At 64.9% G+C, this 20,881-nt stretch carries 21 protein-coding genes and 1 pseudogene; 17 read left to right on the forward strand and 5 right to left on the reverse strand.

Annotated elements, in window-relative coordinates; genetic code table 11:
• The 5 genes and pseudogenes from VF631_RS00920 to VF631_RS00940 form a co-directional block, all read left to right on the forward strand.
• Nucleotides 1-266: pseudogene (locus VF631_RS00920) on the forward strand (hypothetical protein); the annotation flags it as partial.
• Nucleotides 266-466, forward strand: coding sequence for a DUF5818 domain-containing protein (locus VF631_RS00925; RefSeq protein ID WP_431848382.1), 201 nt, complete (start codon nucleotides 266-268; stop codon nucleotides 464-466). The pseudogene VF631_RS00920 and the gene VF631_RS00925, both read left to right, overlap by 1 nt.
• Nucleotides 460-918, forward strand: coding sequence for an NUDIX domain-containing protein (locus tag VF631_RS00930; RefSeq protein WP_431848383.1), 459 nt, complete (start codon nucleotides 460-462; stop codon nucleotides 916-918). The genes VF631_RS00925 and VF631_RS00930 overlap by 7 nt, the downstream gene beginning before the upstream one ends.
• Nucleotides 915-1,124, forward strand: coding sequence for a DUF6961 family protein (locus VF631_RS00935; protein WP_431848384.1), 210 nt, complete (start codon nucleotides 915-917; stop codon nucleotides 1,122-1,124). The genes VF631_RS00930 and VF631_RS00935 overlap by 4 nt, the downstream gene beginning before the upstream one ends.
• Nucleotides 1,125-1,254: 130 nt before the next feature.
• Nucleotides 1,255-1,524, forward strand: coding sequence for a hypothetical protein (locus VF631_RS00940; RefSeq protein WP_431848385.1), 270 nt, complete (start codon nucleotides 1,255-1,257; stop codon nucleotides 1,522-1,524).
• 279 nt (nucleotides 1,525-1,803) lie between these two features.
• Here the strand turns inward: VF631_RS00940 and VF631_RS00945 are convergent, their stop codons facing one another.
• A complete protein-coding gene (locus VF631_RS00945; protein WP_431848386.1) occupies nucleotides 1,804-2,064 on the reverse strand; it encodes a hypothetical protein in 261 nt (86 codons plus the stop codon).
• Between the two features lie 245 nt (nucleotides 2,065-2,309).
• Between VF631_RS00945 and VF631_RS00950 the strand changes: the two genes are divergently transcribed.
• Genes VF631_RS00950 through upp form a run of 3 tightly spaced genes read left to right on the forward strand, consistent with a single transcriptional unit; the run spans nucleotide 2,310 to nucleotide 5,469 of the window.
• Complete coding sequence (locus VF631_RS00950; protein WP_431848387.1) at nucleotides 2,310-3,659, forward strand: GTP cyclohydrolase II; 1,350 nt, start codon at nucleotides 2,310-2,312, stop codon at nucleotides 3,657-3,659.
• Between the two features lie 5 nt (nucleotides 3,660-3,664).
• Nucleotides 3,665-4,837 carry a DUF1688 family protein gene (locus VF631_RS00955; protein WP_431848388.1) on the forward strand — a complete coding sequence of 391 codons (1,173 nt, stop codon included), beginning with the start codon at nucleotides 3,665-3,667 and terminating at the stop codon, nucleotides 4,835-4,837.
• Nucleotides 4,838-4,839: 2 nt separating this feature from the next.
• The gene (gene upp / locus VF631_RS00960) at nucleotides 4,840-5,469 is read left to right on the forward strand and encodes a uracil phosphoribosyltransferase (RefSeq protein WP_431848389.1); all 630 of its coding nucleotides are present in this window, start codon (nucleotides 4,840-4,842) and stop codon (nucleotides 5,467-5,469) included.
• A 17-nt stretch (nucleotides 5,470-5,486) separates the two neighbouring features.
• On the opposite strand, the gene VF631_RS00965 is transcribed toward upp, so the two are convergent.
• Complete coding sequence (locus VF631_RS00965; RefSeq protein WP_431848390.1) at nucleotides 5,487-6,494, reverse strand: hypothetical protein; 1,008 nt, start codon at nucleotides 6,492-6,494, stop codon at nucleotides 5,487-5,489.
• Nucleotides 6,495-7,040: 546 nt separating this feature from the next.
• On the opposite strand from VF631_RS00965, the gene VF631_RS00970 reads away from it, so the two are divergent.
• The 4 genes from VF631_RS00970 to VF631_RS00985 all read left to right on the forward strand — a co-directional run bounded on the left by VF631_RS00970 (nucleotide 7,041) and on the right by VF631_RS00985 (nucleotide 13,121).
• Nucleotides 7,041-8,516: an META domain-containing protein gene (locus tag VF631_RS00970; protein WP_431848391.1), complete on the forward strand. Its 1,476-nt coding sequence runs from the start codon at nucleotides 7,041-7,043 to the stop codon at nucleotides 8,514-8,516.
• Between the two features lie 176 nt (nucleotides 8,517-8,692).
• Nucleotides 8,693-10,504 carry a gamma-glutamyltransferase family protein gene (locus tag VF631_RS00975; protein WP_431848392.1) on the forward strand — a complete coding sequence of 604 codons (1,812 nt, stop codon included), beginning with the start codon at nucleotides 8,693-8,695 and terminating at the stop codon, nucleotides 10,502-10,504.
• 140 nt (nucleotides 10,505-10,644) lie between these two features.
• Entirely contained in the window at nucleotides 10,645-12,159 is a 1,515-nt protein-coding gene (locus tag VF631_RS00980) for a M20/M25/M40 family metallo-hydrolase (RefSeq protein ID WP_431848393.1), read from the forward strand.
• A 71-nt stretch (nucleotides 12,160-12,230) separates the two neighbouring features.
• Nucleotides 12,231-13,121, forward strand: a complete 891-nt coding sequence (locus tag VF631_RS00985) for an aldo/keto reductase (protein WP_431848394.1) — start codon at nucleotides 12,231-12,233, stop codon at nucleotides 13,119-13,121.
• Nucleotides 13,122-13,299: 178 nt separating this feature from the next.
• On the opposite strand, the gene VF631_RS00990 is transcribed toward VF631_RS00985, so the two are convergent.
• Both VF631_RS00990 and VF631_RS00995 read right to left on the reverse strand, forming a co-directional pair.
• Nucleotides 13,300-15,681, reverse strand: a complete 2,382-nt coding sequence (locus VF631_RS00990; protein ID WP_431848395.1) for an FtsX-like permease family protein — start codon at nucleotides 15,679-15,681, stop codon at nucleotides 13,300-13,302.
• Complete coding sequence (locus tag VF631_RS00995) at nucleotides 15,678-16,355, reverse strand: ABC transporter ATP-binding protein (RefSeq protein ID WP_431848396.1); 678 nt, start codon at nucleotides 16,353-16,355, stop codon at nucleotides 15,678-15,680. Before VF631_RS00995 ends, VF631_RS00990 begins: the two co-directional genes overlap by 4 nt.
• 164 nt (nucleotides 16,356-16,519) lie before the next feature.
• Between VF631_RS00995 and VF631_RS01000 the strand changes: the two genes are divergently transcribed.
• From VF631_RS01000 to VF631_RS01020, 5 genes are all read left to right on the forward strand, one after another.
• Nucleotides 16,520-17,035: a response regulator gene (locus tag VF631_RS01000; protein ID WP_431848397.1), complete on the forward strand. Its 516-nt coding sequence runs from the start codon at nucleotides 16,520-16,522 to the stop codon at nucleotides 17,033-17,035.
• Nucleotides 17,025-18,248 carry a sensor histidine kinase gene (locus VF631_RS01005; protein WP_431848398.1) on the forward strand — a complete coding sequence of 408 codons (1,224 nt, stop codon included), beginning with the start codon at nucleotides 17,025-17,027 and terminating at the stop codon, nucleotides 18,246-18,248. The genes VF631_RS01000 and VF631_RS01005 overlap by 11 nt, the downstream gene beginning before the upstream one ends.
• 340 nt (nucleotides 18,249-18,588) lie before the next feature.
• Complete coding sequence (locus VF631_RS01010) at nucleotides 18,589-18,861, forward strand: PadR family transcriptional regulator (RefSeq protein ID WP_431848399.1); 273 nt, start codon at nucleotides 18,589-18,591, stop codon at nucleotides 18,859-18,861.
• Nucleotides 18,862-18,938: 77 nt separating this feature from the next.
• Nucleotides 18,939-19,499 (forward strand): hypothetical protein, encoded by a 561-nt coding sequence (locus VF631_RS01015; RefSeq protein WP_431848400.1) that lies wholly within the window; start codon nucleotides 18,939-18,941, stop codon nucleotides 19,497-19,499.
• A gap of 74 nt (nucleotides 19,500-19,573) precedes the next feature.
• Nucleotides 19,574-20,083: a hypothetical protein gene (locus VF631_RS01020; protein WP_431848401.1), complete on the forward strand. Its 510-nt coding sequence runs from the start codon at nucleotides 19,574-19,576 to the stop codon at nucleotides 20,081-20,083.
• A 115-nt stretch (nucleotides 20,084-20,198) separates the two neighbouring features.
• Here VF631_RS01020 and VF631_RS01025 read toward each other — a convergent pair.
• On the reverse strand, nucleotides 20,199-20,881 hold a 683-nt coding region (locus VF631_RS01025), incomplete at its 5' end, for a S41 family peptidase (RefSeq protein ID WP_431848402.1).

Raw genomic sequence — 20,881 nt, forward strand, 5'->3', positions numbered from 1 at the left:
GGCACCCCTGCCCTCGCACGTCGGGCAAAGCGACCAGAGACAATCTGGTCACGCTGATCGGCCAGCCGCGAGGTCGGTCCCGTGAAGGCCATGTGCTGGTCTCCGGCAAACCGCTGCGCTGCAGGTCATACGGGTCGGGCAAGGGAGAGCGCACGGCAGCCTCGTGCTCCAACGCGGCCGGAAAGGACATTGGCTGCGCGATGATCCGCGGCGGCTACGCCCTTCGCTGGCCTCAATATGATCGTCAGCGCAACTTGTGCCGCTGATGCCGATCGGCAAGGTTCATGTTGAGGAAGGCCGGCTCCTGCGGGAGCAACGCTCGCTCATACTCCAGATGGATGATGGCGGCCGGTGGAGGCTGGACGCCGACGCACGATGCGAAGAACTGCTGGGCCTCAGGGTTGGAGTGGAAGGCGTGCGCTCAGACTTCGACCTGCTCGAGGTGAGCAGGATAGTCAGGTGCTGACGAGCGTTCTGCACCGCGCCGTAAACGCCTCCCAGGGTCTGCGCAGGATCATGTGGTTCTTCACGCAGCCGGTGACATTCGGCGTGCACGCGGTCCCGATCACGCCAGCCGGTAAGCTGGTGCTATTCAGGTTGAGCTACGCCCGCGGCTGGAGACTTCCTGGTGGCGGGCTCAAGCGAGGCGAAGCTGCCGAAGCCGCGATGCTTCGAGAGCTTCGCGAAGAGATAGGCCTGATCAGCTGCGAAAGCTTGCAGGCGGTTACACGGTTCGAGCACCGTCCCGACTTCCGGAAAGACCAATCGCGTCTGTTTGTCGCGCGAGGGGTCGTCTACCGGCCCAGATGGTCGCTGGAGATCAAGGCAGTCCGGGAGTTCGCACTGGGCAATCTGCCGTCGGACACGGCCCCAATCACGCGCCGACTGCTCAAGGCTGCTGGCCCGGCCCTTCCATGACCGAGCGTCTGGTTCTGTCCGAATGGGAGCTGTGGGCCTGCGCAGATGAAGCCATTCGCCAGCATGGCCTCGACGCCCCAATCTTCGCAGCGATGAGAGCGGATAAGCTGCTCGAGGACGGAGAGATCGACGGCGCCGCGAATTGGCGCATGATCGTAACGCGCATCAATCAGCTGCTGGCCAAGCCAGCCGGTCTGACGAACTAGCCTCTCGTCGGCGGTCGACCCTTGCTACACAAGGATCACAATGGCTGCGCCTGTATGGATGGAGAGAGCTGCGGCTGCCGCTCGCGGGCTAACTGCAGAGACTGCCGGCAAAAAGGGCGCAACCCACTCCGTGTACGTTGTCCTTCTGTACAACACCGCCCGGCGCGACCTGTTCGGGCTGTATGTCGGGCAGACCTCTCGGGATCCCGACTTGCGCTTCGATCAGCACAAGGCGGGCTACAAGGCCAGCGGGGCCGTGAAGCGGTTCGGAGTACGGCTGCTTCCCGATCTTGTCGCTCACCTCAACCCGATGATGGCGTGGGAAGCGATAGAGCTCGAGGCGGCTTTGGCCGAGGCGTTCCGTCAAGCGAACGTGCCCTGGGTAGAGGGAGGCCACTGAAACCTGACGCACACGACGAAACGATATTAGCGCTGGCAGCGCGCCGGCCTTTTTGGGTTCGGCTGCTAGCAAGCAACGCTCTGTGCTAGAGATAGATGGTGGCCACCCGGCAGAGCATCTGCGCGAAGAAGAAGTCCTATCGAACAGAGGAGGATGCGCTTCTCGCGATCCGGCAAGCCGGCTTGCAACTTCGGTCCTACCGCTGTGACCGCTGTCGCCTCATCCACCTAACCAGCCGTACGAAGAGCAAACGCATCCCTCGCCCTCTGAAGGGACTCGCTACCTCTCCTCCGAGGCCGAGAGCAGGTCCATCAGATTCCGTGCCGCTTCCCGATCGGCTTCCTCCTTGAAGGCGACGTCCAGTTCGGGCGCTTGCCCCAACATGTAGAGCAGCGACCACAGCGCGAAGCGGCGCGGCCGATCGGCTTCGAGTCCGAAGTCCACTCGCAGCCGATCAAGGCCTGCTGCTTGCACCTCTGGTGACGCTTGTGACGGGTCTGGTGTGCCGAAATATCGCTGCAGGAGGTCGTCAAGGTTCATGCGCGGCTGCTAGCGGCAGCCGCTCGCAGTGCAAAGTCGCGGTGGTTCTGAGCCGGCTGTAGAGAACGGGCGCGCAGGGGTTTGCGCCGCCGCTGCCGTTAGGATGCCGTTCGCCCGCGCTAAAGATGTGCGGAGCTTGCATCGGCCGGATCAAAGGAAAGGTTGGCGTGCGCTCCATCTCGTCTGACATAGCGGAAGGGACAGAATTGGTTGCCCGCCCCATTGTCCGTCTAGGCTCCGAGGTATTGGCAGCCGCGAACGGCTCTAGCGGGAAGGCATGTGCTGACGTACGCTGCACCGGCGGTGCGGTTTTAGAACACAGGCCGCCCGAAAAAGAGGTGTCGATGGCTGAACCGAACCGGGGCCACATCCGGCTCACATCGCACCCAGGCTCGCGTGGTCGGCCACGCTTTCCTTTGAGTTGGGGGGCTGCGCCAGCCGAGGCGCGTGGGCCGGTGATCGCGACCATGAATTCAGTCGCGCACCGCAATGCGATCGGCGCCCATGGAGGCTCCTATTCAATTTATCGGGCGCTCGCCATTTCTTCCGGCGCGATGGACCCGCGGGCGCGGCCCGACCTTCAAGACACGTCACCTGTGTGCCAGATCGGCCCTTATCCCCAGTGGGCGGGCACCGACAAAATCGTATCGCTCGATCCATGGGGACACCGCATCGCCCACGATTTTGCGGAGCTCATCGCAGAAGGGATCGATATCCGGCCCTCGATTGCAATCACCAAGGCGCGCCTGACGCTTCCCGAAATCTATGCTGCGATGCGTGCGGGCCGGCTGGTGGCAGACGGCACGATTGTTCACGACGCGGGAGACGTCTCGGTCACCAAAATCGCCATCGATCCCGTTTGGTGGCTGCCAGGCGTAGCCGAGCGCTTCGGCGTCGAGGAAGGCAGCCTTCGACGCTGCCTTTTCGAGCAAACCGGCGGCATGTACCCCGAGCTTGTCACCCGGCCGGACATCTCGGTCTTTCTTCCGCCTATCGGTGGCATGACCCTCTACATCTTTGGTGACACGGAAGGGCTTGGTCGCGATGCGCTCACTTGCCGGGTGCACGATGAGTGCAACGGCTCGGACGTGTTCGGCTCCGACATTTGCACCTGCCGTCCTTACCTCACGCATGGCATCGAGGAAGCGACCCGCGCTGCTCAAGAGGGAGGCGTCGGCCTAGTAGTCTACAATCGCAAGGAAGGCCGCGCGTTGGGTGAGGTGACCAAATTTCTGGTCTACAACGCCCGCAAGCGCCAGCCCGGCGGCGACCAGGCGGCGACTTATTTCGAGCGCACCGAATGCGTGGCCGGGGTGCAGGACGCCCGCTTTCAGCAGCTGATGCCCGATGTCATTCATTGGTTGGGCATCAGTCGAATCGACCGTTTCGTCTCGATGTCCAACATGAAGTATGACGCGCTCGTCAGCGCCGGAATCGAGATCGGCGAGCGGGTGCCGATTCCTGCTGATCTCATCCCGCTCGACGCGAGTGTGGAGATGGAGGCCAAGAAGGCAGCTGGATATTTCACGCCGGGCGGCGCGCCCAGTGCCGACGATCTGAAGAAGGTGGTCGGACGGGATCTCGGCCGGTTCTGACGCGCATGAAGCACAGAAACGACTATGGGCTACTGACGGCCGCCGCCGTACGCGAACGCGCCAATGAGATGCTCGAGCTTGCGCTGGACGGGCAGGTCGAAGGCTGGAGGGTCAATCTACCCCGACTTGCAGAGGCGGCGGATCGGACTGCTGCAGTGACCCGGGAAACCTACCCGGACCTCGCCATCCCCTTTCATGCGCGCTGGCGGCATTTTGTCGCCGGGGATCCACAGCTTCCCGCCTCCAGCCCTGATCGCGCCCGGGCCGCATTCGATCTGGTCATTTTCTCCGTCTTGCTTGACGCGGGCGCCGGACCCGACTGGCGCTACCGTGATGTGACGAGTGGCGGGACTTTTGCACGATCGGAAGGCCTTGCCGTTGCCAGCCAGCGAATGTTCGAAGCGGGAACGCTGAACGGCTCCCAACTCGGCTCACTAAGCGCTGAGACGCTCGCTCAAGGTTTCCAGGCGAGCGTGGAGAACCCCCTGGTCGGACTGGAAGGCCGCCTGGCTTTGCTGCGCCGCTTGGGTGAGCAAATTGACGCTCGCCCGGATCTGTTCGCCAGCGTTGATGCACCTCGCCCGGGTGGTCTTTATGACGTGCTCGCGCGTCGCGCTCAGCAAAGACGTCTCCCTGCTACCGCCATCCTCGAGCTCGTGTTGGAGGCGCTGGGGCCGATCTGGGCCCACCGGCTTGAACTGGACGGCTTGCCATTGGGCGACTGCTGGCGGCATCCCGCGATCCGACGGAGTGACGCGAGCAATGGGCTCGTGCCGCTTCACAAGCTCTCGCAATGGCTGAGCTATTCCCTGATTGAGCCGCTTCAGGATGCCGGCATCGATGTGGTCGACATCGATGGGCTGACCGGGCTGGCCGAGTATCGCAATGGCGGGCTGTTCGTTGATACGGGCGTTCTCACCCTGAGCAACCCGCTGGGCGCCTCGCAGCCGCACCACGTCTCCGATCCGCTGATCGTGGCCTGGCGCGCGCTCACTGTGGCTCTGCTGGACCGAATGTCGCCGTTGGTTCGGGGAAGATTGGGCGTCAGTGAGGCCGAATTCCCGCTCGCGCGCATGCTCGAGGGTGGGAGCTGGGCGGCAGGCCGGAGGATAGCGGCGGAGCGACGACCAGGTGGCGGGCCCCCATTCGATATCATCAGCGACGGGACGGTATTCTGATCATGGATGGATTGACAATCGTCCAGCACCCGCTCGTGCAGCACAAGCTTACCATCCTGCGCGACCGTAACAGCTCCACACAATTGTTTCGCTCGGTCGTGCGTGAGATCGCAACGCTGCTCTGCTACGAAGTCACCCGCGATCTGCCCACAGCACCCGTAACTATAGAAACCCCCATTGCGGTTGCCGAGGCTCCGGCGATCAAGGGAAAGAAGTTGGTTTTCGCACCGATACTCCGCGCCGGCCTTCAGATGGCCGAAGGCATGCTGGACCTGGTGCCCTCCGCTCGCGTGGCTCATATAGGGCTCTATCGGGACCCGCTGTCTCTTGAGGCGGTCGAGTATTATTTCAAGACACCCGAGGATTGCGCTGAGCGTCTCGTCATCGTTGTCGACCCAATGCTTGCCACGGGGCACACTGCGATCGCGGCAGTCGATCGCCTGAAAGAAGCTGGCGCGTGCGACCTGCGTTTTGTTTGCATGCTCGCCGCTCGTCCCGGTGCAGAAGCGTTGCGTGCGGCACATCCCGACGTGCCAATCTGGGCCGCTGGTCTCGACGAGCAACTCGATGACCATGGCTATATCGTACCCGGTCTTGGTGACGCGGGGGACCGCATCTACGGCACTAGGTGAACTTCAACGCCCGGGAACTATGCGGCCGCTCGGGCCAGCCGCAGGAGGGTATGCTGGGCCGTTCCGCTGCACCTCCAGAGAGTCACTTGCCTGCCCTTGATGTTCTTGGCCCCTGCGGGAAAGCTGGCCTGCCAGCCCTGGTCCAGAACCTGGGCGGCAGAAGCGCCGATGATCTCATCCATCACCACGTTCGGGTATTCATTGTCGAAGCCTGAAGAGCGGAGCTCCTTGCCTTCAGTCTCAAGCCGTTTCGCGGTGCCCGGCACTTCGCCAGCAATCGTGGTCTTCCGCCGCTCGCGAGGCCCCTGCAATCCAAGGTAGCCCATCCCGGCCGCGACTCCGATGTCGTACTTGAGCGTGAGCCCCATTTCTTCTTGTACCCTCTCGGGGATGTCGCTGGCGAGAGTGCGGGTAAAGGCGAGAGCCTCTTTGATGACCGTCTCTCGCTCCTCGTCGGTATCTCCGTAGAAGATGATCATGATCTCGTCCGCGGTCCAGTCCGCGTAGTAGCGGCCCGATGGCACCGTTCGAGCAAGCTCAGCGAATACGATGTTGTAGTAGACCTCGAACAGCCGAGAGATCATCCGGCCATCCCTTGAGCCAGCCATCTCCTGGTAGTTGCGCCAGTCTGAGGACAGGCAAACGGTGAAGCGGTCGCGTGCGCTGAACGCCTCGTCTTCCGCTAAACTCTTGTCGGACACGGTGAGCCGGCGTGCGACGATGGAGGGCTGCAAAGAGCGCAGGTTCCTGAACTTCTCCAGCAAACTCTCGGCGAACAGCCGTCGACTTACCAGGAACAACGTCACGGTTCCGGAAATGGCGAAGAAGAATACTCCCGCCTCCCCGACCAACTCAGGTCGGGTTATCATCAGCGCCAAGTTTGCAAAGCAGCAAGCAAGCGTAAAAACGGTGAACTCACGAGTATATTTGTAAATCCGAAACACGGAAAGATAGAAGGCGAAGCATGGTCCGAAGGTGACGATCAGCGCGGTCGTTCGGCTCTCATAGGGCCCCCAGTACACCATGAGCAGGTGCGCAAGTGTTGCTATCACTGGTGTCGGGAGGAGGACCCACGAGGAGATGCTAGCCCAAAGCCGAGTGCCTTGAGGGTTCCTCGCGATCAGCAAACCTAAGCCCGCCGAACTCATTGCCAGTACCCGAAGGAATGTCGCCCACGGCGCTAGCTCGGCTGGGAAGAAGAGGTAATCCAAGGGGAGCATCGCTGCCATACATGCAAGCATTCCCAAGCTCTGCTCTCGAAGGGATGCCGGCTTGTTATGTACGCGCCACTCTCGAATGAGATCGCGCGCCTCCAGGCGGTCCTTCGGATCTCGCGCTGCGCGCTTCAAAGCAAACAACATGGTACGCCCCCAGAGCGACGATGGATCTTGCGTTTCCGCAGCAGAATCAAGCGCGAAGAGCAGGAGCGCTCAACCGGGTCCAGCAGAGTCGCAGCTCCCCGGAGCTCGCCAGACGCCTCGACATAGGCTGAGGGGGACAGACCGCTCTCTACTTCTCGCTTAGCCGAAGCCAGCCGCGCCGTTCGCCCGCGCTGAGGCGTTATGACGATCATGCGTCGCCTCACCCCTCTGCTACTCGCGGCCACCGCCTGCTCATCCGCCCCTTCGGCGCAGCCAGCGGCGGAGCCCCCACCACCCGTTCTGCTCGGCCAGTGGCGGATCGTCTCGCTTGACGGCCGCGCCCCAGCCGTCGGGCGCGATGGCAAGCCGCCCGTGCTCACGTTCAATGAGGGTGGTTATGGCGGCTATGCCGGCTGCAACTCCTTCGGCGGCCAGGGCCTGGCGCACGAAGGCCGTTTCTATGGTGGCTCCACTATGTCCACCGCCATGGCCTGCGGGCCGCCCTTCGACGAGCAGGAGACGGCCGTTTGGCGAGTGCTGGGGAACGCCGCGCACCTCCGTTGGTCGGGGCCCGACCGGGTCGTCTTCGTCGCTCCCGCGCGGCGGATGGAGCTGGCGCGTACCGGCCCGTTGCCGTCTGACCGTCAGGCGGCGCCGACCATCCCGATGATCGGCACGGCCTGGAGCTTCGGCGCGCTCGACGGCAAGCCGATCGAGATGCCAGGCGCGCGCTCCGGCCCGGTCCTCACGGTGGAGGGCGATCGCTTCACCCTGGAGACTCCCTGCCTAGTGGCGGAAGGCAGCTGGGGTCAGACCGGTCACGGCGCGGTCGTCCTGAAGCCAGACCGCAGCACCGCGCGAGCCTGCAACTCCGCGTCGCGCGGGCAGAGCGAAGAGTGGCTTACAGCGATGCGCGGATTGCTGCGCTACGTGAACGGACCCAATGGCGAGATCCTCCTTGCGGGCGGCGGCCACTGGATGGTCGGCGACCTCGTGCGCCGCGGCAGCAGCGAGGCGACGTCGCTCTCGGGCCGATACGAAGTCGAGGGCGGCCCCACGGCCGCGCAGCGCAATGGCGCCAAGCCGGCCGAGCTCATTCTGACTCGCAACGCTTTTTACCTGTGGGACGGCTGCAATCACACCGAGGGGCTGGCGATCCCTTTCGAGCGGCAGCTATTCCTACACAGCAGTGGCCTAACTACTCTCGCCAATTGCCTGCCCGGCCGCGACGATGTCCGCTTCAAACGCATCATTTTGTCGGAGCCGCGGATCGGCCGCATCCCGAAGGGCCTGCTGCTCTCGTCCCCGGCTGGCGCCGTCCGCCTCCGACGTTCGGGCGGTGCCCCAACAGGAACTGGCGGAGTTACAAGCCGCCTGGCGCCGGGGATGCGCTTCACTCTCCTAGCAGCTGCAGGCGGCACCCTGGCTATTCTGCCCGGCAACCGCTTCCGTCTGACTCAGCCCTGCGGCATGACCGACGGGCGCTGGCGGGCAGCTCCGCGTGAGCTGGACGGCGCCGTCCGCTTCGGCCCGGACAGACCCGCCGAGGCGTGCGAGCGCGAACCCGCCGCTCGGCCTCTGCAGCGCGCCTTCCTCGGCAATGTCGATGTGGCAATAGGCCCCAACCGCGACATTGCGTTGTTCGCGGGCCGCTTCGGCGCGGTCCGCGCCCGGCTGGAGCGCTAAGGCAGGAGCTGGCCGTGAGCAGTCGGCTGCTTTTCGCCCTGCTGATCAGAAGCGGACGTGCGCTGGTCCCGACCAAAACGTCTGCGCCGGGCTCGCCACCGCTGAGAGGCGGTAGCTGGTGCCAGCCGCGGCCGATCTGCTAGTCTCTCGGCGCAAAGAAATTCGAGGATTTTCAAGTGAGAAGACGCACATTCCTTGCCGCAGCTCCGCTCGCCGCCGTGGGTTTGACGCGCAGTGCGTCGGCACAGACCACCCCGTCTTTGCCGCCGCTCAGCCCAGCGTTGCCGGCCACCCAGTTCTTCCAGGACGTGAAGGCGGGCGACCGGCCGGTGGGCGCAAGCTTCGGGACGCGGTCGGAGGTATTCGGGCGCAACGGCGCAGCGGCCACATCCCATCCGCTTGGCACGCTGACTGGCATCGAGATCCTGAAGAATGGTGGCTCGGCGGTCGATGCGGCGATCGCAATCAATGCCGCGCTTGGCTTCCTAGAGCCTACCGCCAACGGCATCGGCGGCGACCTGTACGCAATGCTTTGGGACCCTGGATCCTCGCGCGTGGTGGGAATAGCCGGGTCCGGCCGATCGCCGCGTGGCCTCAGCCTAAAGACAGTACGATCCCGCGCCAAAAAAGGGGTGCTGCCTCCCTACGGCGCGGTAACTGTGACCGTTCCTGGAACGGTCGACGCATGGTGGCGCCTGCATCAGCGCTACGGAAAGCTGCGCTGGGCCGAGTTATTCGAGCCGGCCATCGCTTATGCGGAAGGCGGCGTCCCGCTCTCTCCAGTTGTCGCCTATTACATGAACCGGGCGATGGCGAACTTCGCGGGCCCGGACCGCGGCATCGAGGAGATCGCCAACGCGCAGGCGACCTACGCCTCGGGCGAGCGAGCGCGGGCCGGGGAAATTTTCCGCAATCGCGATCTCGCCCGAACCTACCGTGCGATCGCGCAGGGCGGCCGGGACGCATTCTACGACGGCGATATCGCGCGTTCGATCGAGGCCTATTTCCGCCGGATTGGCGGCTGGCTGACGCGCGCCGACCTGGCGGCCCATCAGAGCAACTGGAGCGAGCCGGCGATGACCACCTATCGCGGCGTCGGCGTGCACGCGATCGCGGAGAACACGCAGGGGCTCGCGACGCTGCAGATGCTCAACATGCTCGAGCGCTTCGATATGCGGGAGGCAGGCTTCCAGACAACGCTTTCGATTCACCTCGGCGCGGAAGCCAAGCGCCTCGCCTACGAGGACCGCGCCCGCTGGTATGGCGATCCCCACTTCTCGCGAATGCCGGTCGGTTGGCTGGTCTCCAAAGACTATGCCGCCGAGCGGGTGAAACTGATCCGGCCGGACCAGATTAATCGGGAGATCCGCCCCGGGGAAGCACCGTCGCGAGGCGACACCACTTACTTCACCGTGGCGGATCAGAACGGCATGATGGTGTCGATGATCCAGTCCAATTTCCGCGGGATGGGCGCGGGCTTGGTCGCTGATGGGCTCGGCTTTATGTTCCAAGACCGTGGTCAGCTCTTCACCCTCCAGAAGGGGCACCCGAACGTCTACGCGCCCGGCAAGCGGCTTTTTCAGACGATCATCCCCGGCTTTGCCACACGCGACGGCAAGCCTTGGCTGTCCTTTGGCGTGATGGGAGGCGGGATGCAGCCGCAGGGGCAGGCGCAGATCATCATGAACCGGGTCGATCACGGGCTGGACGGGCAGGCGGCGGGCGACGCGCCACGCTGGCAGCATGAGGGGTCCTCGGAGCAGATGGGGGAGGACGACAAGGAGATTGGCGGCACTGGTCTCCTCCGGCTGGAAACCGGCGTTCCGGATGCCACTGCTCTGGCGTTGGCCGAGATGGGCTGGCGGTTAGGATCGTCCGATGGCGGTTTTGGACGCTATTCCTCGGTGGAGCGGCGGGAGAGCGGCGAGGAACGCGTCTACAGCGCGGCTTCAGAGGTGCGGGCCGACGGCATCGGCCTTGCTTATTGAGGTTTGCCCCTATCGATGGACGGGATGTCACGACGAGACGCAGAGAAGTATCGGTTTGCGCGGCGAGCGCGCTAACGGCGGCGTGCGTCTGTAGCATCGAACGTCCTCTAGGCCGGATTTGGACAAGGAGGCTGGTCGGCATGAGCATGATCCGATTGCGATGGATAGCGACTGGTGCCCTTCTGCTGGCACCGGCTCCGGGAGCCGCGCAGGTCGGCAACTCGGTCGCGCAGCAGCGCGTGCCCATTCTGCGCGAATATCTCGATCTGCTGGCCATTCCGAACATCGCCAGCGACACGGCGAACATCCGCCGCAATGCCGACCGGCTGCTCCAGATGATGGCGAAACGCGGGCTTTCGCCGCGGCTGCTGGAGGCCGATGACGTTGCAGTCCCACCCGCCGTTTATGGCGAATGGCTCGTGCCCGGAGCGACTCGCACCTTCGTCATCTACGCCCATTACGACGGTCAGCCGGTCACGCCCTCGGACTGGAAATCGACTCAGCCATTTGTGCCGGTGCTGCGCACTGCCCGGCTGGACCGGCCTGGCAAGCTGATCCCGCTTCCTGCTGAAGGCGCTGCCATCGATCCGGAATGGCGGATCTACGCCCGCTCGGCTTCCGACGACAAGCTCGGAGTGATGGCGATCCTCGCGGCAGTGGACGCGCTCAGGGCGCAAGGACAGCGACCCGCCTTCAACGTCAAGATCTTCCTCGAGGGCGAGGAGGAAGCGGGATCGCCGAACCTGCGTTCGGTTCTCACTAAGCATGCCGCGACGCTGAAGTCGGATGGCTGGGTTATCGTCGACGGCCCTGCGCATCCCAGCGGAGCGCGGCAGGTGGTGCTGGGCGTGCGCGGCGACGTCAATCTCGACATCGTCGTGCACGGTCCGGCGCGGCCCCTCCACAGCGGCCATTACGGCAATTGGGCGCCCAATCCTGCCATGATGCTGAGCCGCCTGCTTGCCTCCATGAAGGATGAGAATGGTCGAGTGACCATCACCGGCTTCTACGACGACGTCGCGCCGCTCGGTCGCGCCGAGCGGCAGGCGATCGCAGTGGTTCCGTCGGCTGACGCGCAGCTGCGTGAAGATCTCGGTCTTGCGACCACGGAAGGCGGCGGCCGGTCCTTGCTCGATCTCATCCATGAGCCCTCGCTCAACATCAACGGCATCCGCTCGGCCGACGTGGGCGAAAAGGCGCGCAACGTCATCCCGACAACCGCAAGTGCAACGCTCGACCTGCGGCTCGTTAAGGGCAACGATCACAAGCGCCAGGTCGCGCGCGTCATCGAGCATATCAAGCGTCAGGGTTTCACCGTGCTGGATCGTGAACCGACCATGGAAGAACGTCGCCGCTTCGCAAAGATCGCGACCGCCATCCCGCAGAGCGGCTACAATGCAGAACGCACCGAACTTGCTCACCCGCTCGCCCAGAGCGTGATCGCCGCCGTGAAGGGCAGCGGCGATGCGGTGGTGCTTCCGACGCTTGGTGGCAGCCTGCCGCTTTATCTGCTGAGCGAAACGCTGGGCGCGCCGAGCGTCACGCTGTCGCTCGCCAACCACGACAACAACCAGCATGCCGAGGATGAGAATCTCCGCATCGGCAATCTGTGGGGCGCAATTGAGACGTTAGCCGCCGTGATGCGCATGAAGTGAAGCTACGCCGCCGGTGAGCGCCAGCAGCGAAGCCGCCGGTCCAGATGGCGCGCCGCAGCAGGAGAGCAGGGATGGAGATTGGGGCTGCGGACACCTTTAGGATAGGCGGCGACCTTGAAGTTCACCGCCTCGGGTTCGGCGCAATGCGCCTCGTCGGCCCGGACGTTTATGGCGAACCGCCCGATCCAGCCAACTCACTCGCGGTGCTGCGCCGCGCGGTGGAGCTCGGCGTCAATTTTATCGACACCGCCGAGGCGTATGGGCCGGAGATCAACGAACGCCAGATTTACGAAGCGTTAGCTCCCTATCCGCCGCAGCTGGTGATCGCCACCAAGTGCGGCATCGATCGCCGGGCGCGCGACTGGGGCCAGACGCGGACGAAGGGTTCGCCGTCGGAGATTCGGGCTTCCTGCGAGGGCAGCCTCCAGCGCCTGCAGGTGGAGCGGATTGACCTGTACCAGTTGCACCGCATCGACCCCGCGGTGCCGATCGAGGACTCAGTCGGTGCGCTGGCGGGATTGCGACGCGAGGGCAAGGTGAGGCACATCGGCCTTTCAGAGGTCTCCGCTGAGCAGCTCGAGCGGGCTAGAACGGTTGCGCCAATCGCAACCGTGCAGAATCGCTACAACGTAGCTGACCGTGAGCACGAAGCCGTGTTGGACCACTGCGAAGCGAACGGGGTTGGCTTCATCCCATGGTATCCGCTCGGCAGCGGCTCGCTATGCGCGGCGGGCGGGCCGTTGGACTCCTTAGCACGGCGCATCGGCGCTACCACTTCGCAAGTCGCGCTCGCGTGGCTCCTGGCGCGGTCTGCGGTGGTGTTGCCAATCCCCGGCACCAGCTCGTTGATGCACCTGGAGCAGAACGTCGCGGCGGCGCGGGTGAGGCTGACGGCAGAGGACCTTTCCGAGTTGAACCGGCTTGCGGACGCGGCTTGCGGAGCAGGGGAACAAGCGGGCTAAGCTCCTGGCGACGGCATGTGGCCGAAAGCAGAAGGACCGGTCCTGGTGGCGGGGATGGTACAAAGCGGGCGCGCGTTGGGCGCCGTTTGACTGGCTTCAGGCGCTCTACAGGCAGGGACGCCCGCTGCAGGGTGGAGTGGCGCTTAGTGAAGAACGGGCTCGAAGCGGTCTGCGCCTGTCATTCGTACCGAAGCGCATGCACGGGCTTCTGCCGCGCGACGAGGTAGGCGAGCGTGCCGACGCTGGTAAGCGCAAGGGCGAGGGCGATCAGCCCGGCCGCTGGGAATAGCCAGGGCTGGAGCGGGATGCGCTCGGCAAAGCCGTTCAGCCAGCGCCGCATCAGCCACCAGGCGATCGGCCAGGCGATGAGGTTGGCGAGCAGCACCGGCCGGCTGAGTTGCCACAGGAGCAGTGCGAGTATCTGGCGCGTGCTCGCGCCCAGCGCTTTGCGGATTCCAATCTCCTTGGTTCGCCGCTGCGCCGCCGAGAGGGAGAGGCCGACGAGGCCAAGGCAGGCAAGGAATATGGCGAGGCCCGAAAAGACCGCGAAGAGCTGCGCGTTGCGTTCCAGGCTTCGATACAGCCGCTCGATGTGCTCGCTGACGAAGGCACGCTCGATCTGCCCTTGATTACCGGTGGCCCGCCACAGCAGGTCGATCTGCGCGAGCGTCTCCGGTACGTGGCGGCCGGCGAGCTTGATCGAAACCAGGCCCGTCTCGAACTCGCCGGGCGGCTGGGGAAGGTAGAGAGTAGGCTCGATCGGCGTCTCCACGGAATGGAAGGCGAAATCGGGGACCACCGCCACGACCTGCGACTGCCCGTTGTCGTCGGGCGAGGTGGAGTTCGAATAGGGCAGCGCCTGCCCGATCGCGGCGGACGGCGAGGCAAAGCCGAAGGCGCGCACGGCCGCTTCGTTGATTATCACCCGCGGCACGGCCTCCTGTCCTTCGCGAGGCAGCGCTGCGAGGCTGCCGGCGACGGGCCGGACACCGTAGAGGGCGAAGATCGTGGGCAAGGCGGAGACAATGTCGGCCATCACGCGACCGCCCTTCCACTGAAGGGCGGTGAATACGTTGCCTTTGAGCAGGCTGTCGCTGCTGCACGAGACGGCGCGTACCTCCGGCAGCTTCGACAACTCCGCGACGAAGGCTGGGGGGCAGCGCGCGGTGACGGTCAGCACCTGATCGATGTCCATCCGCAACGCCTCGCGCATCGCGAAGAGCCGCTGCTGGTGCACCACGGAGGTGGCGATAATCAGACCGATGAGGATCGCGAACTGGCCTGTAACGAGCGTGCTCCGGATCAGCCCGCCGCCCGCCGCCGCGGCGCCGCTGTCCCGCAGCGTCGCCGCAGGAGGCAGAGAAGAGAGCAGGAAGGCCGGGTAGGCGCCCGCCGCGAGGCCGAGGAAAATTGCGCCCGACACCAGCCAGAGGAGCAGAGTCGGATCGGCGGCATAATCGAGGCGCGCCTGCGTCTCCAGGAAGCCGTTGACCACCGGCAGCAGCCATTCGGCCGCCGCGAGCGCGAGAAGAGTCGCCAGCAGCACCGTCAGCACCGCCTCAGCGAGAAACTGGCCCGCAATGTGGCTGCGGCCAGCGCCATTCGCCTTGCGCACCCCGATCTCGCGCCGCCGCCGCCCCGCAAGTGCGACGCTCAGATTGACGAAGTTGGCGGTCGCGATCAGCAGGACGAGACTCGCAACCAGGCTGCCGATCACCAGCCGCTCGCGCGCGCCGGGATGGAAGCCCTCGTGCAGGGCGAGCCGGTCGATTCGGACGGGCTCGAGCCGATAAGCATCGCGCAAGGGCGGCGGCACCAGCCCGGCGATCGCCCGCTGGATCGCGTCTCCCGCCTTCTGGGCCGAAGCGCCCGCTCGCAGCCGGATGTAGGTCCTCACGTCGATAGAAAAGGTTCCCGGTGCGTCGGCTTGCATCAGGAAAAGGCCGGAACGCGTGGCTAGGCCGGACGCAAAGATGCCAGTAGCAAGGTCGGTGCCGCCGGGCGGCAAGTCGATGACCGCGCGCAGCACCATCGGCTGCCCGGCAACTTCAACCGTTTCGCCCAATGCGTCGGTACGACCGAAATGCTTGCGCGCCATCGCCTCCGTCATCACCAGCCCATGGCCGCTGCGGAGGGCGGAGGAGAGGTCGCCGCTCAGCACCGGAAGGCGCGCCAGGTCGAAATAATCGGGGTCCGCCCAATAGATCGTTTCCTTCTGCACGACACCCTTGCGGCGCAGCTCCACTTCGGCCTCAAGGAGCCGCGCCGCTGCTTCTACCTCTGGGACGTTCGCCTCGAGGAGCGCCGCCGCGCTGGCCGGGCTCTTCTGCTGATAGTCCGGCACCATGCCGGGGCCGCTCGCGATCGACACGGCAAGGTAGGTCCGCTCGTGCGCCGGCACGAGGTGGTTGTAGGTGAGCGGCACCCGCGCCACGAGCGCCATCAGGATCGCGCCGGCGAGGCCGATCACAAGACCGGCAACGGCGATGGCGGAGAGGAGCCGGTTGGCCGCGAGGTTGCGGCCCCAGGCGACGAACGAATGGCGCAGCAGCCGCGTCACAGGCGCGTCTCTCCGACTATTCGCCCGTCGAGCATCCGGATCGTCCGGTCGGTCGCGGCGGCATGGAGAGCCGAGTGGGTCACCATGATCACGGTCGTGCCTGCCGCCGCTGAGCCCTTGAGAAGCTCCATCACCGCAGCGCCGTTTGCCGTATCCAGATTGCCGGTGGGCTCGTCGGCCAGGATGAGGTCCGGCTCCGGGGCCAGGGCGCGGGCGATAGCCACCCGCTGCTGCTGCCCGCCCGACAGCTGCCGCGGCCGGTGGCGCGCGCGGTGGGCGAGCCCGACCTGCTCCAGCACCGCATCGATCCGCCGCCGCCGTGCATCTCCGCTCCGGTAGAGCAGGGCCACTTCCACGTTCTCGGCGACATTGAGCTCGTCAATCAGGTTGAAGTTTTGGAAGACAAATCCGACGTGCCCGCGCCGGAGCCGCGTCAGCCGCGCGTCGGAGAGCGTTGCCACCTCCTCTCCCCGCAGCCGGTACGAACCTGCGTCCGGCGGATCGAGGAAGCCCAGGATGTTCAGCAGGGTGGATTTGCCGCAGCCGGACGGACCCATGAGCGCCACGAACTCGCCCGCCGCGACCTCGAAAGAAACGGCGTCAAGCGCCTGCGTCTCAACGTCGCCGCTGCGATAGGCTCGCGAAAGAGAGCTGACCTGGAGGAACTGATCCATCACGCGATGCTACACCGAGTCGCGCTGCAGGAAAAACACGTGTTTCTAGGATGATAGGCTTGGCGAAGACACGCTGGAGGCGCGGAGCGTCCGTATCCGGACATGTTGAGCAGGGGCCTTTCGCCAGTTACGCTTGCGCCATGGAACGCCTCAACGCCATTCTGGTGATCGACGACAAGCCCGAGGTGCATCAGGCGGTGGCGCTCGCACTTGAACCCTGGGTCCTGCGGGTGGAAAGCGCCGCCTCGCCCGATGCGGTGCCGCCGCTGATGGCCGCCGGCCGCTACGATTGTGCACTGCTCGACATGAACTTTGCAGCCGGGGAACGGTCGGGGCGTGAAGGGATGACGGCTCTCGACATGATCAAAGCGGCCGATCCGACGCTCGCCGTCATTTTGATGACCGCCTTCGGCGCGGTCTCGCTGGCCGTCGAAAGCCTCAAGCGGGGCGCCAGCGATTTCCTGCTCAAGCCATGGCGCAATGAAGTGCTGGTTGCCGCGGTTCAGGAGGCGGCCCGCCGCACCGGGACAGCGCGTGCAGGGACCAGCCTCGATGCGCTCGAGCGGTCGGCTATCGCCGGCGCACTCGACCGGCACGACGGCAACATCACTCAGGCTGCGGTAGCGCTCGGCCTCAGCCGCCCCGCGCTCTACCGGCGCATGGCAAAGCATGGGCTCTAGCGCTCTCGCACGCCTCGACACAGTCTCCGCTGCCGGCTGGCGGCTCCTTTTCGCGGCCGTCGCCACTGGCCTTCTCTTCCGGTTGCTGGCCGAAACAAGGCATTTTGCCAGCGCCTTCGCACTCGCCGCGGCGGCCGCCTTGCTGCTGCTCGACGTCGTTCGGGTCGCGCTCCGCAGCCGGCAGGACAACCTAGTTTCGCCGGCCATTGAGGAACGGGCGCGGGCGCAGCAGCTCGACCAGGCGCTGGCGCTTCTCGACGCGGTCACCGTGGCCCTCTTTGCCCTCGGCTCCGACGGCCGCATCCGCTTCGCGAACCGCGCCGCCCGCATCCTCGCCGGCGAGGCGGCGCGGCTGGAGGATGCGCTGGACAGGCCGGCGGCGGCCGAGGTCCTCGCCCTGCCGGTGGGCGGCCGCCGGGTTGTCTCGCTCTCCGACGGCCGCTCGATGCTGGTCTGGGTGGGTGCCGTCGCCACTCCGGACGGCGGGGCGCAACGCCTGGTCTCACTGCAGGCGGTGGCGGGGGAGCTGGACGCGGTCCAAGTCGGCGCATGGCACGCCATGACTCGCGTGCTCGCCCATGAGATGATGAACACGCTTACGCCCGTGGCGTCGCTGGCGGAGAGCCTTGCGCGGATGGCCCGGGGCGACACGAGGCCGGCGGTCAGCGGCGCGGCGGACACAATCGCGCGGCAGAGCCGGCATCTGATCGACTTCGTCGAGCGCTATCGCGCGATCGCGGATTTGCCTGATCCTGCTTTCGCGCCGCTGGACCTGACTACCTTCCTTGCGGACATCGAGGCGCTCGGCGACGCGCAGCTGCGCGCGCGCGGCATCGCATTCTGTGCCGCCCTGCCGGCCGCCGCCGTGCCGCTGGAGGCGGATGCCGGGCTGCTGCGCCAGGCGCTGCTGAACCTGCTGCGCAATGCCGGCGACGCCGTTGCCGGAGCGGGTGGCGGAACGGTGCGCTTCGCCTGTGCGGCGGATAGCGGGGAGCTCCACTTCGAGGTACGCGACGACGGACCGGGGGTCCCGCCCGAACGGATAGAGGAGATCTTCGTCCCCTTCTACACGACCAAGGAAGGCGGTGCCGGCATCGGCCTTGCTCTGGCCCGCCAGATAGCCCTCGCCCATGGCGGCCGCCTCACCGCCGCGCCGAGCGGTGGCCGCGGAATGGCCTTCATCCTTTCTATTCCGGCGTCGCAATGCGGCTGAGCGCCACGCTCCTGGCACCTCGCAGCCAGCAAGGCGCTCGTTGCGGGGGGTTGCAAACGAACCTCAGCCCTCATCGTGGAGAAGGTCCTACTTCTGCGACTTAATGCCAAACCTCGAACGACCGGCATTGGCGCAGAGCGGACCTTAAGGTCGACCCTCCAAAATGTGGGCTTTCCACCCGTTCGAGGCATTCCGCCGACATCTGCTTTCGACCCATTGCGGACATTCAGCAGCTCCCTTGCGCGGGGGCTATCAGCCAGCTCGTCATGAGCTCTTGACCGTTAACTCTACATATGTTGTATTCATCCGGGTGAGACGAAACAGGCGACCATCTAAGCAGATGCTCGCACTCTTGGAGGCGTTGTCCTTGCGACCTCAGGAGTGGCGTCATGGCTATGACTTGATGAAGGAGACGCCCCTCCTGTCTGGTACGCTCTATCCATTGTTAATGCGAATGACCGATCAGGGGCTTGTGGAAGCCGAATGGCGGGAGCCGGCGCAGCCCGGTCGTCCCGCTCGTCACGCCTATCGGCTGACGGCCGCGGGTCTGGCGCTCGCACGAACGCCACAAGAAGATGAGCGTCCTCTCGGCCTCAGGTCCTCGCCCGCATGATCGCGACACTACCACGAGCGGTGATGGCGCTAGCCGTCAGCTGTCTCGCCGGCCGCAGACGCGAATGGGGCTTGGCGATGCAGGTGGAGCTCGAAGCTGCAAGCCAAGACGGAAAGCCACTGGCCTTTGCATTGGGCTGTTTGATGGCAGCGTTGCGCGAGTTGCCGGCGCACGCCGAGGGACGCTTCGCCATAGTAAGCCATCTCCTCGCCCTTGGCCTGATCGTTCCAGCGGCAGCGCACCTGCTCGCGAGCATCTTCGCAGACTTTCCCCTCTCATTTTTCGATCAGGTCGGGACTGGTGCCTGGCTCGATGTCACCGGCGGGTACAAGCCTCTCCTCAGCGATGCCAATCGGTCCGCCGTCCCTGCGCTGGCGGCTCTGATGATCGTGCTCTCAGTCTGCCATCTTCGGATCGCCTGGTTGATCTTGGAACGTGAGTGGGAGCGCGTAGCTGCCCTGGCCGCGCTTAGTGCGGCAACAACAGTCACTCTTGTTATCTTCACGACTGTGGCCTTCGCCCACGCCGCCCCAGCACTCGCTGACGCGGCCATGCTCGGCATTGAGCTCACAGCAATCTTGGGTTTGGCGCGGTGGCACAGCCGGTCTTTCGTCGGCTCGGCAGAAGCTTTCACGTAACGGATCTTGACCTTCTGGTGGCTGGCTCAACTCGCCAGCCGTTTCCGAAGGTGCGGCACCAGCGGAGACACTCGATGCTCACCAAGCTGCAGGCTTATGTTCCTGGCACGCTCTTGGCTACAGTGGCCCTGCTGGCCGGTTGCGGCGGTCCAGATCGTCCCCCGCCTCCTCCGCTCTCATTCGATGGCCTGCCGGTAAGCGGCAGCTTGTCATATGCGCTCAAATCCAGGTTCACTAGATGCCTGGAGGACACTACGGAAATGCGCTGCCGTCGGGATGGCGTGATGTTCCTGGGCTTCGGGCCTTTCAATGCGGCTCTCGATCTCAACGGCAGTAACGGCGGCGGTGGGTTCGACCAACTCACCCTGTGGCATGATCGTGATCAGAATGCCTTCCTGCCGATTGTCGCTGCTTTGGAGCGACAAGGCTGGAGGTCCTGCTTCACGGGCGAGGACGATCGCGGGGATCAGGCCATCTACACGCACGCAAGAGCGCGCGCGAGGATCTCGATGGACCTCAGTTACTGGGGTAAGAGACGGCTAAGAGTGATACCGGAGTGGAACAACCGAGAGCCTCGCTGCTGACCTGCACAACGGCGCCGTATTCATCCATGTCCAAGCTTCATGCATTCGTCGGAACGCCGGCTTTCCACCCATAGCGGACATTCGCCAAGATCTGTTTTCGACCCGGTGCAGACACTCAGCGGCTTCGTTTAAGCGCCTCATCAAGGGCGGCGTCAGCGGGAACCGAAACATCCGGTGTGACCCCCACACCCTCCCAGTCCCACCCTGTGTCAGGGTCGAAAGCTCGACCCACGGGCACCAAAGCGGTGAGACGGGTTCCAACAGGGGCGAGCGTGACGTAGTGCCCTGCGCCTCGGGTTTTTTCGCCGATCAGCGTTGCTCTTTTTGTCCGCTTGAGCACCAAGGCAAGATGCTCACCCGCCGAGGCCGTACCCGATGAGGTAAGATAGTAGAGCGGGACCCTCCGCAGTCGGGTCTCGCTTGCGTCTGGTGTGACAATATGGTCGCGGGTGATGAAGCCAGATCGACCCGTCCTTCGGATTAAAGTTGGGCCGTCTGGGAAGGGGCTTTCCTTGTCACCGGACGCTCTGGTTTCCAGCCGCGCCAGGACCGTTCGCTCAGAAAAGAAGAGCGGCAGCATCGCGTCCATCACTTCAATGCCTCCGCCGGGAAGCGGCCGCGCATCTATGATGACCGCCTTCGTCCTGCGGGCATTTGCCACAAGGAAGGCGCGTGCGGCGGGTGCTGTGCGTGGATCGTGCGGAAAGGCGGTAAAGCGCAGATAGGCAACCTGTCCGATCATGCGCAAATCCTCGATGCCTTCGGGCAGGCCCGCAGTTTTGGCTCCCTCTGGCTCCG

Origin of the sequence: Allosphingosinicella sp. (genome assembly GCF_036387615.1) — a bacterium.
Classification (GTDB): Bacteria; Pseudomonadota; Alphaproteobacteria; order Sphingomonadales; family Sphingomonadaceae; genus Allosphingosinicella.

Bases quoted from the DNA above. Each gene is read 5' to 3' on its own strand.
- VF631_RS00985 (WP_431848394.1), top strand. From the start codon at position 12,231: ATGGAGATTGGGGCTGCGGACACCTTTAGGATAGGCGGCGACCTTGAA.
- VF631_RS01015 (WP_431848400.1), top strand. From the start codon at position 18,939: ATGCAGGTGGAGCTCGAAGCTGCAAGCCAAGACGGAAAGCCACTGGCC.
- VF631_RS00995 (WP_431848396.1), bottom strand. From the start codon at position 16,355: ATGGATCAGTTCCTCCAGGTCAGCTCTCTTTCGCGAGCCTATCGCAGC.
- VF631_RS00945 (WP_431848386.1), bottom strand. From the start codon at position 2,064: ATGAACCTTGACGACCTCCTGCAGCGATATTTCGGCACACCAGACCCG.
- VF631_RS01010 (WP_431848399.1), top strand. From the start codon at position 18,589: ATGCTCGCACTCTTGGAGGCGTTGTCCTTGCGACCTCAGGAGTGGCGT.
- VF631_RS00970 (WP_431848391.1), top strand. From the start codon at position 7,041: ATGCGTCGCCTCACCCCTCTGCTACTCGCGGCCACCGCCTGCTCATCC.
- VF631_RS01005 (WP_431848398.1), top strand. From the start codon at position 17,025: ATGGGCTCTAGCGCTCTCGCACGCCTCGACACAGTCTCCGCTGCCGGC.
- VF631_RS00955 (WP_431848388.1), top strand. From the start codon at position 3,665: ATGAAGCACAGAAACGACTATGGGCTACTGACGGCCGCCGCCGTACGC.
- VF631_RS00965 (WP_431848390.1), bottom strand. From the start codon at position 6,494: ATGGTGTACTGGGGGCCCTATGAGAGCCGAACGACCGCGCTGATCGTC.
- VF631_RS00980 (WP_431848393.1), top strand. From the start codon at position 10,645: ATGAGCATGATCCGATTGCGATGGATAGCGACTGGTGCCCTTCTGCTG.
- upp (WP_431848389.1), top strand. From the start codon at position 4,840: ATGGATGGATTGACAATCGTCCAGCACCCGCTCGTGCAGCACAAGCTT.
- VF631_RS01020 (WP_431848401.1), top strand. From the start codon at position 19,574: ATGCTCACCAAGCTGCAGGCTTATGTTCCTGGCACGCTCTTGGCTACA.
- VF631_RS00925 (WP_431848382.1), top strand. From the start codon at position 266: ATGCCGATCGGCAAGGTTCATGTTGAGGAAGGCCGGCTCCTGCGGGAG.
- VF631_RS00935 (WP_431848384.1), top strand. From the start codon at position 915: ATGACCGAGCGTCTGGTTCTGTCCGAATGGGAGCTGTGGGCCTGCGCA.